The organism is Pseudomonas sp. HMWF006, assembly GCF_003061205.1.
Taxonomy (GTDB): domain Bacteria; phylum Pseudomonadota; class Gammaproteobacteria; order Pseudomonadales; family Pseudomonadaceae; genus Aquipseudomonas; species Aquipseudomonas monsensis.
The window spans coordinates 14080-28084 of the sequence record NZ_QAIU01000380.1; the positions used below are offsets into that span (position 1 = coordinate 14080).

At 59.7% G+C, this 14005-nt stretch carries 19 protein-coding genes; 10 read left to right on the forward strand and 9 right to left on the reverse strand.

All coding sequences use genetic code 11. The annotated features are described in order from the left end of the window. Positions 1-6: 6 nt before the first annotated feature. The 3 genes from mlaD to DBR24_RS15550 are packed head-to-tail and all read right to left on the reverse strand — an operon-like array spanning position 7 to position 2080. Positions 7-474 (reverse strand): outer membrane lipid asymmetry maintenance protein MlaD, encoded by a 468-nt coding sequence (gene mlaD, locus DBR24_RS15540; RefSeq protein WP_007967220.1) that lies wholly within the window; start codon positions 472-474, stop codon positions 7-9. Beyond that, entirely contained in the window at positions 474-1271 is a 798-nt protein-coding gene (gene mlaE / locus DBR24_RS15545) for a lipid asymmetry maintenance ABC transporter permease subunit MlaE (protein WP_064119368.1), read from the reverse strand. Before mlaE ends, mlaD begins: the two co-directional genes overlap by 1 nt. Further along, complete coding sequence (locus DBR24_RS15550; RefSeq protein WP_123464675.1) at positions 1271-2080, reverse strand: ATP-binding cassette domain-containing protein; 810 nt, start codon at positions 2078-2080, stop codon at positions 1271-1273. The genes mlaE and DBR24_RS15550 overlap by 1 nt, the downstream gene beginning before the upstream one ends. Before the next feature lie 274 nt (positions 2081-2354). Between DBR24_RS15550 and DBR24_RS15555 the strand changes: the two genes are divergently transcribed. The 10 genes from DBR24_RS15555 (at position 2355) to DBR24_RS15600 (ending at position 9379) form a co-directional block, all read left to right on the forward strand. Then, complete coding sequence (locus DBR24_RS15555; protein WP_123464673.1) at positions 2355-3329, forward strand: KpsF/GutQ family sugar-phosphate isomerase; 975 nt, start codon at positions 2355-2357, stop codon at positions 3327-3329. Further along, positions 3329-3853, forward strand: a complete 525-nt coding sequence (locus DBR24_RS15560; protein ID WP_123464671.1) for an HAD family hydrolase — start codon at positions 3329-3331, stop codon at positions 3851-3853. Before DBR24_RS15555 ends, DBR24_RS15560 begins: the two co-directional genes overlap by 1 nt. 8 nt (positions 3854-3861) lie before the next feature. Next, a complete protein-coding gene (lptC, locus tag DBR24_RS15565; protein ID WP_123464669.1) occupies positions 3862-4434 on the forward strand; it encodes an LPS export ABC transporter periplasmic protein LptC in 573 nt (190 codons plus the stop codon). Next, complete coding sequence (gene lptA, locus DBR24_RS15570; protein ID WP_123464667.1) at positions 4421-4966, forward strand: lipopolysaccharide transport periplasmic protein LptA; 546 nt, start codon at positions 4421-4423, stop codon at positions 4964-4966. Before lptC ends, lptA begins: the two co-directional genes overlap by 14 nt. Next, complete coding sequence (lptB, locus tag DBR24_RS15575; RefSeq protein ID WP_024011621.1) at positions 4966-5691, forward strand: LPS export ABC transporter ATP-binding protein; 726 nt, start codon at positions 4966-4968, stop codon at positions 5689-5691. Before lptA ends, lptB begins: the two co-directional genes overlap by 1 nt. A 184-nt stretch (positions 5692-5875) precedes the next feature. Beyond that, positions 5876-7369: an RNA polymerase factor sigma-54 gene (locus DBR24_RS15580; RefSeq protein WP_128615211.1), complete on the forward strand. Its 1494-nt coding sequence runs from the start codon at positions 5876-5878 to the stop codon at positions 7367-7369. A gap of 73 nt (positions 7370-7442) precedes the next feature. Continuing rightward, positions 7443-7751 (forward strand): ribosome hibernation-promoting factor, HPF/YfiA family, encoded by a 309-nt coding sequence (gene hpf, locus DBR24_RS15585; protein WP_077571130.1) that lies wholly within the window; start codon positions 7443-7445, stop codon positions 7749-7751. 12 nt (positions 7752-7763) lie between these two features. Beyond that, positions 7764-8228 (forward strand): PTS IIA-like nitrogen regulatory protein PtsN, encoded by a 465-nt coding sequence (gene ptsN, locus DBR24_RS15590; protein WP_123464663.1) that lies wholly within the window; start codon positions 7764-7766, stop codon positions 8226-8228. A gap of 2 nt (positions 8229-8230) precedes the next feature. After that, the gene (gene rapZ / locus DBR24_RS15595; protein WP_123464661.1) at positions 8231-9088 is read left to right on the forward strand and encodes an RNase adapter RapZ; all 858 of its coding nucleotides are present in this window, start codon (positions 8231-8233) and stop codon (positions 9086-9088) included. Positions 9089-9103: 15 nt separating this feature from the next. Continuing rightward, positions 9104-9379 carry an HPr family phosphocarrier protein gene (locus DBR24_RS15600; RefSeq protein ID WP_008085079.1) on the forward strand — a complete coding sequence of 92 codons (276 nt, stop codon included), beginning with the start codon at positions 9104-9106 and terminating at the stop codon, positions 9377-9379. Between the two features lie 77 nt (positions 9380-9456). Here the strand turns inward: DBR24_RS15600 and DBR24_RS15605 are convergent, their stop codons facing one another. The 6 genes from DBR24_RS15605 to DBR24_RS32305 form a co-directional block, all read right to left on the reverse strand. Further along, positions 9457-10350, reverse strand: a complete 894-nt coding sequence (locus DBR24_RS15605; RefSeq protein WP_128615212.1) for a ZIP family metal transporter — start codon at positions 10348-10350, stop codon at positions 9457-9459. Positions 10351-10380: 30 nt separating this feature from the next. Continuing rightward, positions 10381-10992, reverse strand: coding sequence for a superoxide dismutase (locus DBR24_RS15610; protein WP_128615213.1), 612 nt, complete (start codon positions 10990-10992; stop codon positions 10381-10383). A 1-nt stretch (position 10993) separates the two neighbouring features. Continuing rightward, positions 10994-11434 carry a hypothetical protein gene (locus tag DBR24_RS15615; RefSeq protein ID WP_123464655.1) on the reverse strand — a complete coding sequence of 147 codons (441 nt, stop codon included), beginning with the start codon at positions 11432-11434 and terminating at the stop codon, positions 10994-10996. A gap of 27 nt (positions 11435-11461) precedes the next feature. Continuing rightward, on the reverse strand, positions 11462-12838 hold the full coding sequence (locus DBR24_RS15620) for an aspartate ammonia-lyase (protein ID WP_123464653.1): 1377 nt from the start codon (positions 12836-12838) through the stop codon (positions 11462-11464). Continuing rightward, positions 12819-13226: a FagA protein gene (locus DBR24_RS15625; RefSeq protein ID WP_128615214.1), complete on the reverse strand. Its 408-nt coding sequence runs from the start codon at positions 13224-13226 to the stop codon at positions 12819-12821. The genes DBR24_RS15620 and DBR24_RS15625 overlap by 20 nt, the downstream gene beginning before the upstream one ends. Before the next feature lie 162 nt (positions 13227-13388). Continuing rightward, the coding region (locus DBR24_RS32305) for a metallopeptidase TldD-related protein (protein WP_256591532.1) at positions 13389-14005 on the reverse strand (617 nt) is incomplete at its 5' end.

Sequence of the window (14005 nt, forward strand, 5' to 3'; positions counted from 1 at the left end):
AGCTCCTCATTTGGCGTCTTTGCTAACGGTATTGAGCAGGAATTTACCGATCAGGTCTTCCAGTACCAGTGACGACTGCGTGTCGTGGATGGTTCCACCATCCTTCAGACGGGTGTCCTCCCCGCCTACGCTGATACCGATGTACTTCTCGCCCAGCAGACCAGCAGTCAGGATAGACGCTGTGGAGTCAGTCGGCAGGTTGTCGACCTTTTTATCCACTTGCAGCGTGACCCGACCGGTGAAGCTGTCACGATCCAGATCGATCGCCGTGACCTTGCCGATGGTTACGCCGGCCATGGTCACTTTGGCTCTGACCGTCAAACCGGCGATATTGTCGAAATAGGCATAAAGTTTATACGTGTCAGTGGTCGAAGTCGGAGACAGGCCACTGACCCGCAGAGCAAGCAGCAACAAAGCCAGGATCCCTGCCAGCAGGAACAGGCCGACACCGATTTCCAGGGTGCGGTTTTGCATCAGAAATCTCCAAACATCAAAGCGGTCAGAATAAAGTCCAGGCCGAGCACTGCCAGCGAGGCAAATACCACGGTCTTGGTGGTGGCGCGACTGATGCCCTCGGAAGTGGGCTCACAGTCATAGCCTTGGAATACGGCAATCCAGGTCACGACGAAGGCGAACACGATACTTTTGATGACGCCGTTGAGCACATCGCTGGTGAAGTTCACGCTGTTCTGCATGTTCGCCCAATAAGAGCCTTCATACACACCCAGCCAGTCGACAGCTACCCACGAACCACCCCAGATACCCACCACGCTGAAAATCATGGCCAGCACCGGCAGGGAAATGAAACCGGCCCACAGCCGCGGTGCAATGATGTACTTGAGCGGGTCGACACCGATCATTTCCAGGCTGGAAAGCTGTTCGGTGGATTTCATGTTGCCGATTTCGGCGGTCAGCGCCGAGCCGGCACGCCCGGCGAACAACAGCGCGGTCACCACCGGCCCCAGTTCACGCAGCAGGGTCAACGCAACCATCTGCCCCACGGCCTGCTCCGAACCGTAGCTCGACAGAATGCTGAAGCCTTGCAGCGCCAGGACCATGCCGATGAAAATCCCGGAGACCACGATGATCACCAGCGACATGACGCCGACCGAATGCAGCTGCTTGACCAGCAGGCCGAAACCGCCGCTGATGCCGCCACGACCGAGCAAGGCGTGAAACAGGAACAGCGTGGCACGCCCGAACACCGCAACGGCGTCGATTGCCGACTCGCCGAACCGGCGTACGCGCTCTATTAATGAAATTCTGCGCATCAGCGCTTCCCCAGAAGATCTGCGCGGAAATCCGTCGCTGGAAAATGGTACGGCACCGGGCCATCGGGATTACCGGTCATGAACTGGCGGATACGCGGTTCATCCGAGTTCATCAATTCATCCGGCGTGCCCTGCCCCAGCACCTGACCATCACCCACTACATAGATGTAATCGGCGATGCTGGCGGTTTCGGCCAGGTCGTGGGAAACCACGATACTGGTGATCCCCAGGGCATCGTTGAGCAGACGGATCAGACGCACCAGCACGCCCATGGCGATCGGGTCCTGACCGACGAACGGCTCGTCATACATGAGGATCTGCGGGTCGAGGGCAATGGCCCGGGCCAGCGCCACACGACGCTTCATGCCTCCGGACAACTCGTCGGGCATCAGATCGATGGCGCCGCGCAGACCCACCGCCTGCAACTTGAGCAAAACGATGTCGCGGATCATTTCATCCGGCAGATCGGTATGAACGCGCAGGGGAAACGCGACGTTCTCGAAGACATCGAGATCGGTAAACAGCGCGCCGCTCTGAAACAGCACGCCCATGTGCTTGCGCGCATCGAACAGATCGCTGCGCGACAGCGCCGGCAGGTTCTGACCGTTGACCCAGACTTCGCCGCTGCCGGGACGCAACTGTGCGCCCATCAACCGCAGCAGCGTGGTCTTGCCACACCCGGAAGGTCCCATGATGCCGGTGACCTTGCCGCGCGGGATGCGAATATCGACGTTATTGAAAATGCTGCGCGCACCGCGCTTGAAGGAGACTCCCTTCAGCTCGACCGCGTAAGCGTTATCGGCACTCATCTAAACTCCTTGCGATGCAGCCTCTCACTCGGACGCCTGGCTTTCCTGGGAAAGCACATACCTCGAGGGCAGGCCGAACTGGCGGCGAACTATATCACTGCAAAGCCCAAGCGCCCAAGGCCTCTACCGGGCTGTGTTCAGCGACATGACAGGCTTTGAGGGGCTTTTTCCGGGTTTTGGTTACGAGGAATGACAAAGCACGACGAACTTGCGTGAGGCTTTGCCACATAACCGCTATAATCGCCGCCTTTTCATCGGGCTATACGATTCTGACATGAGCCAAACCAGCGACCTGATTCAATCGGCACAACGCACCATTCGCCTCGAAGTGGAAGCCATACAAGGCTTGTTGCCCCATATCGACGCCGATTTCGTACGCGCTTGCGAGATGATTCTGGCCAGCAAGGGCCGTGTCGTCGTGGTCGGCATGGGCAAGTCCGGGCACATCGGCAACAAGATTGCCGCCACCCTGGCCAGCACCGGCACCCCGGCATTTTTCGTCCACCCGGCCGAAGCCAGCCATGGCGACATGGGCATGATCACCCGCGAAGACGTGATTCTGGCCCTGTCGAACTCCGGTTCGACCAACGAAATCGTCACCCTGCTGCCACTGATCAAGCGACTGGGCATCCAGTTGATCAGCGTGACCGGCAACCCGGCCTCCCCTCTGGCGAAAGCCGCCGAAGTGAACCTCAATGTTCACGTCGAACACGAAGCCTGCCCGCTGAACCTGGCGCCAACGTCCTCGACCACCGCCGCCCTGGTCATGGGCGATGCCCTCGCCGTGGCATTGCTGGAGGCGCGTGGCTTCACCGCTGAAGACTTCGCTTTCTCGCACCCGGGAGGCGCCCTTGGCCGCCGCCTGTTGCTGAAAGTGGAAAACGTCATGCACGCCGGTCAGGAGCTGCCGCAAGTGCAACGCGGCACCCTGCTCAAGGACGCGCTGATGGAAATGACCCGCAAGGGTCTGGGCATGACCGTCATTCTTGAAACCGACGGCAAACTCGCCGGGATCTTCACGGACGGTGACCTGCGTCGCACCCTGGATCGCAGCATCGACATCCGCAGCGCCACCATCGACCAGGTCATGACCGCGCACGGCAAGACGGCCCGCCCCGAGATGCTGGCTGCCGAGGCCCTGAAAATCATGGAAGACCACCGAATCAACGCACTGGTCGTTGTTGATGAAGAGGATCGCCCGGTGGGCGCCTTCAACCTCTCCGATCTGCTGCGCGCAGGAGTGATGTAATGAGTAACGATCTGCTGCAACGCGGCAAAGCGATCAAACTGGCGGTTTTCGATGTCGACGGCGTACTCACCGACGGTCGCCTGTACTTCCTTGAAGACGGCAGCGAATTCAAGACCTTCAACACCCTCGACGGCCAAGGCATCAAAATGCTGATGAACGCCGGCGTGCAGACCGCTATCATCAGCGGTCGCAAGACCCCGGTGGTCGAGCGTCGGGCGAAAAACCTGGGGATTCCCCACCTGTTTCAGGGCCGCGAAGACAAACTGGTCGTTCTCGACGGCCTGCTTGAAGAACTGGGCCTAAGCTATGAGCAGGTGGCCTACCTCGGTGACGACCTGCCTGACCTGCCGGTGATTCGCCGCGTCGGCCTCGGCATGGCCGTGGCGAATGCCGCCGACTTCGTGCGTGAACACGCTCATGGCGTGACCCGGGCACGTGGTGGCGAAGGTGCCGCCCGCGAATTCTGCGAATTGATCCTGCGCGCCCAGGGCCGCCTCGATGCGGCCAACGCCGCGTACCTGTGAGCCAAACCATGTTTAGCAAAAAATTTCGCAATTTCCTGCTGTTCGGCTGCATAGCGGCGCTATTCGCAGCGGTCGGTTACTGGAACATCAGCCCGGGGCGCTTCCTCGACAAGCCTGCGGTCACGTCCATCGAGAACCCGATCGACTGGTATGCGACCAACACGCATACCCTGCAGTACCTGCCGGACGGCAAGGTGCAGTACGAAATGACTTCCGACAAGGCCGAGCACGTCAAGGCCACCGACATCACTCTGGTCACCAAGCCCGACCTGAACATGTACCGCGGCACGGAATTTCCGTGGCACGTGACCAGCGAGCGCGGCGAAGTGAATTCGGGCGGTACTCAGGTCGAATTGATCGATTCTGTGCGCATCAAGCGCACCGATGAGAAGAACCGCGATCTGCTGGTCACCTCCACGCGCATGACAGTGTTCCCACAGGACCAATATGCGCAGACCGAGCAACCCGTTAGAATCGACGGCGCTGGCGGTGTATCGACTGGCGTAGGCATGAAAGCGTATCTGAAGGAAAGCAGGATACACCTGCTATCGAACGTAAGAGGACAGTATGAGGCTCGTTAAAACCCTCCCTATTTTGCTCAGTCTGGGCGCAGCACTGGGAAGCGTGAGCGCCTGGGCTCTGCCGAACGATCAGCAGCAACCAATCCGCATCCAGGCCGACGACGCCCAACTGGACGACAAGAACGGCATCGCCACCTATAAAGGTGACGTGATCATCACCCAGGGTTCGATGAAGGTGACCGGCAACACCGTGACCATCACTCGCACCCCGAGCGGTGATATCGACGTGGTGACCTCGGTGGGCAACCTCGCCTACTTCGAACAACTGCAGACCGCTGGCGACACCAAGCCGGTTCAGGGCTGGGGCGTGACGATCCAGTACCATGCCGCGCAGAATCGCGTCGTACTGATCGACAAGGCCAAGGTTGTCGACAAGGACAACAACACCACCCAGGGCGAGAAAATCGTCTACGACACCGTGAAGAAACTCGCCAGCGCCGGTCGCGCGACCGGCAGCAAGGTCACCGAATCGCGTCCGCGTATCGACATGGTGATCCAGCCGAAGAAGAAAACCGACGAGAAAACCCAGTAATGGCAACTCTGAAAGCTCAGCACCTGGCCAAGGCCTATAAAAGCCGCCAGGTCGTGCGTGACGTCAGCCTGTCTATCGACAGCGGCCAGATCGTCGGCCTGCTCGGCCCTAACGGCGCCGGCAAGACGACGTGCTTCTACATGATCGTCGGCCTGGTGCAGGCCGATCAGGGCCGCGTACTGATCGACGATCTGGACGTCAGCCACCAGCCGATGCACGGTCGTGCCAAGGCCGGTATCGGCTATCTGCCGCAAGAAGCGTCGATCTTCCGCAAACTGTCGGTGGCCGACAACATCATGGCCATCCTCGAGACCCGCCCGGAACTCGACAAGGCAGGCCGTCGCAAGGAGCTGGAAAGCCTGCTGCAGGAATTCCACATCAGCCACATCCGCGACAACCTCGGCATGAGCCTGTCCGGTGGTGAACGCCGCCGGGTGGAAATCGCCCGCGCCCTGGCGACTGCACCGAAGTTCATCCTGCTCGACGAACCGTTCGCCGGTGTCGACCCGATCTCGGTCGGCGACATCAAGCAGATCATCCACCATCTCAAGGCCAAGGGCATCGGCGTACTGATCACCGACCACAACGTCCGCGAGACGCTGGACATCTGCGAAACCGCTTACATCGTCAACGACGGCCAGTTGATTGCCGAAGGCGACGCAGAAACCATTCTGGCCAACGATCTGGTCAAAGAAGTGTATCTGGGTCACGAGTTCCGCCTGTAAGCGCGACGTCCCGGTGGTTCGCGAGGGCGCTGTATCGTTGAAGCAGTTTTTTATACGTTTTAATTGTTACAGCGCTCTAGGCAAACACTTCAGTTTCAGGCATATAATTTGCTTAAGTTTGGCGCTTCGGCGCCCTGTAGTGGATGGCGCATAGCGCCGGCGAATAAGGTGTTAAGCCCCTGCCATGAAACCATCGCTAGTCTTGAGAATGGGCCAGCAGCTGACGATGACACCGCAGCTGCAACAGGCCATCCGCCTGCTCCAATTGTCGACCCTGGATCTGCAACAGGAAATCCAGGAGGCCCTGGAATCCAATCCGATGCTCGAACGCCAGGAAGAAGGCGACGACTTCGACAACTCCGACCCGCTGGCCGACAACGCCGAACACAAGCCCAATACCGAAATCCAGGAACCTTCCTACCAGGAATCCGCCCCGACGGTGGACAACCTCGAGGAGGGCGAATGGAACGAGCGCATCCCCAACGAGCTGCCGGTCGACACCGCATGGGAAGACGTCTACCAGACCAGCGCCAGCAGCCTGCCCAGCAGCGATGATGACGAGTGGGATTTCACCACCCGCACTTCTGCCGGCGAGAGCCTGCAAAGCCACCTGCTGTGGCAACTCAATCTTGCCCCGATGTCCGACACTGATCGCCTGATCGCCGTGACGCTGATCGACTGCATCAACAACCAGGGCTACCTGGACGAGACCCTTGAAGAGATTCTCGAGGCATTCGACCCGGAACTGGATATCGAACTGGACGAAATCGAAGCCGTCCTGCACCGCATCCAGCAATTCGAGCCGGCCGGTATCGGTGCGCGCAACCTCGGTGAATGCCTGCTGCTGCAACTGCGCCAGTTGCCCGCCAAGACGCCGTGGCTCGCGGAAGCCAAACGCCTGGTCACCGATTACATCGACCTGCTCGGCAGTCGGGATTACAGCCAGTTGATGCGCCGCATGAAGCTCAAGGAAGACGAGCTGCGCCAGGTCATCGAACTGGTGCAAAGCCTCAATCCGCGTCCCGGTTCACAGATCGAATCGACCGAAGCCGAATACGTGGTACCGGACGTCATCGTGCGCAAGGACAACGAGCGCTGGCTGGTCGAACTGAACCAGGAATCAGTGCCACGCCTGCGGGTCAACGCGCAGTACGCCGGTTTCGTCCGTCGCGCCGACACCAGTGCCGACAACACCTTCATGCGCAATCAGTTGCAGGAAGCCCGCTGGTTCATCAAGAGCCTGCAGAGCCGCAACGAGACCCTGATGAAAGTTGCCACGCAGATCGTCGAGCATCAGCGCGGCTTTCTGGAGTACGGCGACGAGGCCATGAAACCGCTGGTCCTGCATGACATCGCTGAAGCGGTAGGCATGCACGAATCGACGATTTCCCGGGTGACCACGCAGAAATTCATGCATACCCCGCGCGGTATTTATGAACTGAAATACTTTTTCTCCAGCCACGTCAGCACCTCCGAAGGCGGCGAATGCTCGTCCACGGCGATCCGCGCGATCATCAAAAAACTGGTTGCCGCGGAAAATCAGAAAAAGCCGTTGAGTGACAGCAAGATCGCTGGTTTACTGGAGGCACAAGGCATTCAGGTGGCTCGCCGCACCGTCGCCAAGTACCGCGAATCCCTCGGGATCGCGCCTTCGAGCGAACGCAAGCGGTTGATGTAAGCCACGTTACAGCGTTCCAGTGGCAGGCTATCCAGCCTGCCACTTTATGCACTGGCAACGAAGGAGAAGCTGTATGCAAGTCAACATCAGTGGACACCAACTGGAAGTGACCGAACCTCTGCGCGATTACATCAATGAGAAACTTCAACGATTAGAGCGCCATTTCGACAAGATCACCAACGTGCAAGTCACGATGTGCGTCGAAAAGCTGAAGCAGAAAATCGAAGCCACCTTGCATATTCCCGGCAGCGAAGTGGTCGCCAACGCAGAAGATACTGATATGTATGCTGCGATCGACTCACTCACCGACAAGCTGGATCGCCAACTCAAAAAGCATAAGGAAAAGACCCAGAGCCTGCTCCAGGGCGCTACCGGTCGATAACCCCCCTACTCCATGATCCGACTTGAAAGTATCCTGACCCCCGGCCGTTCCCTCGTGAACGTGCCGGGCGGCAGTAAAAAGAAAGCCCTCGAACAGATTGCCAACCTGATCGCCCGTGAAGTGCCTGATCTGGAGATGCAAGATGTCTTCGAGGCGTTGATTGCCCGTGAAAAACTCGGTTCCACCGGTTTTGGTAACGGCATCGCCATTCCTCATTGCCGCCTCAAGGGTTGCGAAGCGCCAATCAGCGCATTGATGCACCTTGATGCCCCCATCGATTTCGATGCCATCGACGGCGCTCCGGTTGACCTGCTGTTCGTCCTGCTGGTGCCGGAAGCTGCCACCGATGCTCACCTGGAATTACTGCGCCAGATCGCCAGCATGCTCGATCGCAAGGAAGTTCGTGAAAAACTGCGCAGCGCATCGAGTAACGAAGCCTTGTATCAGGTCGTCCTGAGCGAGCAGAACGGTCACTAATCATGCGCTTGATCATTGTCAGCGGCCGCTCCGGCTCGGGTAAAAGCACCGCCCTGGATGTCCTTGAGGACAACGGCTATTACTGCATCGACAACCTGCCAGCCGGCCTGCTGCCGGAACTGGCCGAACGCGCGCTGATTCATACCGAGCTGGCGCAACCGCTGGTGGCCGTGTCGATTGATGCGCGCAACCTGCCCAGCCATCTGTCGCGCTTTCCGGAGTTGCTTGAAGAAGTCCGCAGCCGCCACATCCAGTGCGATGTGTTGTACCTGGATGCCGACGAAGAAACCCTGCTCAAGCGTTTTTCGGAAACCCGTCGCCGCCACCCTTTGAGCACGGCCAATCGTTCATTGGCCGAAGCGATCAGTGATGAAACCGCTCTCCTCGGCCCGATTGCCGATCTGGCCGACCTGAAAATCAACACCACCAACCTCAACCTCTACCAGTTGCGCGACACCATCAAGTTGCGCCTGCTGAACCAGCCGGAGCCGGGAACGGCCTTTCTGGTCGAGTCATTCGGCTTCAAGCGCGGGATGCCGGTGGATGCGGACCTGGTGTTCGACGTCCGCTGCCTGCCCAATCCTTACTGGAAACCGGAGCTGCGCGCGCAGTCCGGGCTGGACGCACCCGTGGCCGAGTACCTGGCGGCGCAACCGGAAGTCGAGGAGATGTTTCAGGACATCTTCAGCTATCTGCACAAGTGGCTGCCGCGCTTCGCCGCGAGTAACCGCGCCTACGTCACCATTGCCATTGGCTGCACCGGCGGGCATCACCGCTCCGTCTACCTGACCGAACGCCTGGGTCAGGCCCTGCAGAAAACCCTGAAGAACGTCCAGGTTCGCCACCGCGACCTCACTTAAAGGATTCACACCGCGATGCCTGCTCTGGAAATCGAAATCATCAATAAACTGGGCTTGCATGCCCGCGCGTCCGCCAAGTTCGTTGGCGTGGCCGGCCAATATCCCGATTGCACGATCAGAGTGGGTCGCACACCGGAGACCACGGTCGATGGCAAAAGCATCATGGCGATGATGATGCTGGCTGCCGGCAAGGGCACCAAAATCTATCTGAGTACCGAAGGCCATCAGGAACAGGAAGCGCTGGATGCGCTGGTGGCGTTGATCAATAACTACTTCGACGAAGGTGGTTGAAAGCCACCAAGGCCATCGCAGCCCACAGCGCACATAACCCCCTGTAGGTGCTGCCGAGGCTGCGATCTTTTGATCTCTCAACCCAACGCCGTATCCATCACCATCATCAAACAGAAGCCGATCAACAAGCCAAGACTGGCCAGCTTGTCATGACCATTGCGTCGCGACTCCGGGATTACTTCGTGAGTCACCACCAGCAACATCGCCCCCGCCGCCAGCGCCAGCCCTAATGGCAATAACAACTCCGCCAGGCTGACCAGCCACGCACAGAGCAGTGCAAACACTGGCTCGACCAGACCTGACGCCGCGCCGATCAGAAACGCTTTGCCCCGTGACATTCCCGCCCCGGCCAGTACCAGCGCAATCACCAGACCTTCCGGCACATCCTGCAGGGCAATGCCCATCGCCAGGCTGTCGGCATCGGGCATGCCGCCGCCGGCGGAAACGCCGACCGCCATGCCTTCCGGGATGTTATGGGCAATGATGGCGAACACGAACAGCCAGATCCGTGGCGCAATCACTGGATGCTCGACAGTGCCAACGAGCATTTCCGGTGAAGCCCCCGATACCCTGCGATCGACCAGAAACAGGCCGAACGCCCCGAGCATGATGCCGAAGCAGATCAGCCCGCTCGCAGCCCACGGGGTCAAGCCAAGACCTTCTGCAGCGGCGATGCCTGGCACGATCAGCGAAAACGCCGTCGCCGCCAGCATCACCCCGGCACCGAAGCCGAGCAAGGTATCGCCAAGCGCCTGCGGCATGTTGCGAATCACCAGCACCGGCACCGCGCCGAGCGCGGTGCCCAAGGCGCAGAGCGCTCCACCCTGCAAGGCCCGCGACAGTCTCGGTTCAAGCTCCAGCCATTGCAGTCCGTGGGCGACCAGCAAGGTCATGCCCGCCAGCAGCAATAGCGATCCCACCGCGTAACGAAACATACGCCCACTGCCGATCGCCAGTGTTTCAGTGCCCATAGTCAACCCTGGATGGTTTTTGTAGAAGACTTACACCAGTGCGGCCCGATAGCGCGCAGCGACTTCAGGCCAATTGATCACGTTGTAGAACGCGCTGATGTACTCCGGGCGACGGTTCTGGTAGCGCAGGTAATAGGCGTGCTCCCAGACGTCCAGACCGAGAATCGGTGTGTTGCCGTTCATCAACGGGCTGTCCTGGTTGCCGCTGCTCTCCACCAGCAGTTTTTTCTCCGGCGTGACGCTGAGCCAGGCCCAGCCACTGCCGAAGCGGGTCAGCGCAGCCTTGGTGAACGCTTCTTTGAAACTGTCGAGGCCGCCCAGTTGCTCATTGATGGCTTCGGCCAGCGCACCTTCCGGCTTGCCGCCGCCGTTGGGCGCCATGACTTCCCAGAACAGCGAATGGTTGGCGTGTCCGCCGCCCTGATTGATGACCGCCGCACGGAGTTTTTCCGGCAGTTGTTGAACGCTGGCGACCAGTTTCTCGACCGGCCACTCGGCAAACTCGGTACCTTCAATCGCTGCGTTGAGGTTGTTGATGTAGGTCTGGTGATGCTTGGTGTAGTGAATCTCCATGGTCTGCGCGTCGATGTGCGGTTCCAGCGCATCGTAGGCGTAAGGCAAGGCAGGCAAGGTAAAAGCCATTTCAATGAACTCCATGGTGATGGGTGGCAGGCGCACGGCGCGCATTGCCGGTGTCGGGATGCAGCAGACGCTGGGTACGCGGGTACTCGCCGTGTTCGCTGATGAAATTCAGCAGTTCGACATAGGTCTTGCTGCTCTGGCGCAGTGCCGCTTCCCGCAGGGCCATGCGCAGTCGCTCGTCCTGCATGGTCTGCAACAGCCGTTGGTGGATCGCGCAGAGATATTCAGCGCTTTCCTCCGGCTGATTCAGGCGCAGGTGCAGATCCGCCAGGTTGTGGTGGGAGATGACGCAGGCCGCCACCGCTTCATCGGCATCAGGCCAGCGCTCGAACAACACTTGCGCCAGGGCCAGCGCTTGCAGATAAGCCTCACGAGCATCGATCAGTTCGCCCAGCATGAAGCAGCGATTGGCCCGTTCGATCGTGCGTTTCCAGTGCTCCATGGTGAACCTCCAAAGCGGTTACGGGATTTACACGCCGCCGGCGGTGAGTTTCTCGGGATTGAGCAACTCTTCCAGCTGGCTGCGCGACAGGTTGGTATGTTCCAGCGCGACGTCGATCACCGGGCGCCCCTGCTTGTAGGCCTGCTTGGCGATTTCCGCAGCTTTCTGGTAACCGATGATCGGGTTGAGTGCGGTGACCAGAATCGGGTTGCGCGCCAGCGCTTCCTTGAGCCGCGACTCGTTGACCTTGAAGCTGGCGATGGCCTTGTCACCGAGCAGACGGCTGGAATTGGCCAGCAGTTCGATGCTGCTCAGCAGGTTCTGGGCAATGATCGGCAGCATCACATTCAGCTCGAAATTGCCCGACTGCCCGGCGATGGTGATCACCGAGTCGTTGCCGATCACTTGCGCGGCGACCATGGCGGTGGCTTCCGGAATCACCGGATTGACCTTGCCCGGCATGATCGACGAGCCGGGTTGCAGGCCTTCAAGCTCGATTTCGCCAAGGCCGGCGAGCGGGCCGGAGTTCATCCAGCGCAGGTCGTTGGCGATTTTCATCAGTGACACGGCGGTGGCCTTGAGCTGGCCGGAGACGGCGACGGCGGTGTCTTGCGAGCCGATCAGTGCGAACAGGTCCTTACCCGGCGTGAACTGCACATGGGTCAATTGGCTGAGTTGACGGCTGAAACAGGCGGCAAACTCGGGATGCGCGTTGATCCCGGTGCCCACCGCCGTGCCGCCCTGCGCCAGACACTGCAGACTCGGCAGCAAATCCTGCAGATGGCTGATGTTGGCCTTGAGCTGCTGCGCCCAACCGTTCAACACCTGGCTCATGCGCACGGGCATCGCGTCCATCAAATGCGTGCGCCCGGTTTTGACGTGGTGATGCACTTGCGCGGCTTTCTTTTCGATCACCTGCACCAGGTGCAGCAGCGCCGGCAGCAGTTGTTCGTGCAACGCCAGGGCGGCACTGACGTGAATGGTGGTCGGGATGATGTCATTGCTGCTCTGGCCGCAGTTGACGTGATCATTGGGATTGACCGGCTCGTCGAGCAGACGGCTGGCGAGGGTCGCGAGCACTTCGTTGGCGTTCATGTTGGAACTGGTGCCAGAACCGGTCTGGAAGATATCCACCGGAAAATGCTGCATGAAATCGCCTTCGAGCAAACCTTGGGCGGCGTCACTGATGGCCTTGCCTTGGGCGGCGCTGAGCTGGTTGAGTTCAACGTTGGCGCGGGCGGCCGCAGCTTTCGCCAGAATCAGCGCGCGGATGAATTGTCTCGGCATCGGCTTGCCGCTGATCGGGAAGTTATCCACGGCGCGCTGGGTCTGTGCGCCGTAGAGAGCGTCCACCGGCACCTGCAGTTCGCCCATGCTGTCACGCTCAATACGTGTCTTGGTCATCTGAAAATCCTTGTACCCGGTCAATGAGAGAAATCGAGGGAAGCAACTCACAGGTCGCGAGCTGCCAGGTGTAGCGTTGCCAGCGCTGGAGCCGGCAGACGCACAGCGACAGGCGCTCCATGTCCCGCAATGGGCGCCAGGCTTGATCGAGACAGAGGCTGCGCCAATGCCACGGCAAGGCGATGTCGGTGGCCGTGTCGAGCAGCAGACGGAAGGAAGTTTCAGCGATGGTCCACGGAGAAGTTGCCGTACAACAGGCCAGGGACCGGCCTTCGGCGAGGTAGTGTTCGATCAGGCGCGGCTCGTCGGAATCCATCGCGCAACGGATCTGGCGACTCATCCAGCGCCAGCTTTCGAGGTACGGCTGCTCGTGCAGGGCAGAACTCATGATCCGGGACTCACTCTAAGATGAGATTTATTATTAAATGATAATGAGAACCAAAACAAGCATAGGTTGTGCATCAAATGGTGGGAGCGGGATTTGTGCGCTACAAAAAAAGGCGCGCCACCCAGAGGGATGGCGCGCCTTTTTGTGTATGACGGGCCGAGCTTAGCTGCCTGCCACCGTCATGCGCTCGATCAACACCGAACCGGTGCGGATATTGCTGCGCAGCTCCAGATCATTACCGACCGCGACGATCTGCTTGAACATGTCGCGCATGTTGCCGGCGATGGTCACTTCCTGCACCGCGAACTGGATTTCGCCGTTCTCGACCCAGAAACCCGCTGCCCCGCGCGAATAGTCGCCGGTGACCATATTCAAGCCGTGGCCCATCAATTCGGTGACCAACAGCCCACGGCCCATGCGCCGCAGCAGCGCCGCCTGGTCTTCTTCACCATGGGTGACGAACAGGTTGTGCACACCGCCGGCGTTGGCGGTGCTCGGCATGCCCAGCTTGCGCCCGGAGTACGTGCCAAGGATGTACGAGACCAACTCACCCTTTTCGACGAACGGTTTGGCATACGTTGCCAGACCATCACCGTCGTACGAGGCGCTGCCCATCGCACGCATCAAGTGCGGACGCTCGTCGATGGTCAGCCATTCCGGGAACAGCTTCTGCCCCAGCGTGCCTTCAAGGAACGACGATTTGCGGTACAGACTGCCGCCGGACACCGCCGACAGGAAACTGCCGAACAAACCACCCGCCAGTTCTGCAGAAAACAGCA

What these genes read in the sequence shown, in the direction of transcription:
- mlaE (WP_064119368.1), bottom strand. Translation starts at nt 1,271, where the DNA reads ATGCGCAGAATTTCATTAATAGAGCGCGTACGCCGGTTCGGCGAGTCG.
- lptB (WP_024011621.1), top strand. Translation starts at nt 4,966, where the DNA reads ATGGCAACTCTGAAAGCTCAGCACCTGGCCAAGGCCTATAAAAGCCGC.
- DBR24_RS15605 (WP_128615212.1), bottom strand. Translation starts at nt 10,350, where the DNA reads ATGGGCACTGAAACACTGGCGATCGGCAGTGGGCGTATGTTTCGTTAC.
- DBR24_RS15610 (WP_128615213.1), bottom strand. Translation starts at nt 10,992, where the DNA reads ATGGCTTTTACCTTGCCTGCCTTGCCTTACGCCTACGATGCGCTGGAA.
- lptA (WP_123464667.1), top strand. Translation starts at nt 4,421, where the DNA reads ATGAGGCTCGTTAAAACCCTCCCTATTTTGCTCAGTCTGGGCGCAGCA.
- hpf (WP_077571130.1), top strand. Translation starts at nt 7,443, where the DNA reads ATGCAAGTCAACATCAGTGGACACCAACTGGAAGTGACCGAACCTCTG.
- ptsN (WP_123464663.1), top strand. Translation starts at nt 7,764, where the DNA reads ATGATCCGACTTGAAAGTATCCTGACCCCCGGCCGTTCCCTCGTGAAC.
- DBR24_RS15600 (WP_008085079.1), top strand. Translation starts at nt 9,104, where the DNA reads ATGCCTGCTCTGGAAATCGAAATCATCAATAAACTGGGCTTGCATGCC.
- DBR24_RS15555 (WP_123464673.1), top strand. Translation starts at nt 2,355, where the DNA reads ATGAGCCAAACCAGCGACCTGATTCAATCGGCACAACGCACCATTCGC.
- DBR24_RS15625 (WP_128615214.1), bottom strand. Translation starts at nt 13,226, where the DNA reads ATGAGTTCTGCCCTGCACGAGCAGCCGTACCTCGAAAGCTGGCGCTGG.
- DBR24_RS15580 (WP_128615211.1), top strand. Translation starts at nt 5,876, where the DNA reads ATGAAACCATCGCTAGTCTTGAGAATGGGCCAGCAGCTGACGATGACA.
- rapZ (WP_123464661.1), top strand. Translation starts at nt 8,231, where the DNA reads ATGCGCTTGATCATTGTCAGCGGCCGCTCCGGCTCGGGTAAAAGCACC.
- DBR24_RS15550 (WP_123464675.1), bottom strand. Translation starts at nt 2,080, where the DNA reads ATGAGTGCCGATAACGCTTACGCGGTCGAGCTGAAGGGAGTCTCCTTC.
- DBR24_RS15615 (WP_123464655.1), bottom strand. Translation starts at nt 11,434, where the DNA reads ATGGAGCACTGGAAACGCACGATCGAACGGGCCAATCGCTGCTTCATG.
- lptC (WP_123464669.1), top strand. Translation starts at nt 3,862, where the DNA reads ATGTTTAGCAAAAAATTTCGCAATTTCCTGCTGTTCGGCTGCATAGCG.
- mlaD (WP_007967220.1), bottom strand. Translation starts at nt 474, where the DNA reads ATGCAAAACCGCACCCTGGAAATCGGTGTCGGCCTGTTCCTGCTGGCA.
- DBR24_RS15560 (WP_123464671.1), top strand. Translation starts at nt 3,329, where the DNA reads ATGAGTAACGATCTGCTGCAACGCGGCAAAGCGATCAAACTGGCGGTT.
- DBR24_RS15620 (WP_123464653.1), bottom strand. Translation starts at nt 12,838, where the DNA reads ATGACCAAGACACGTATTGAGCGTGACAGCATGGGCGAACTGCAGGTG.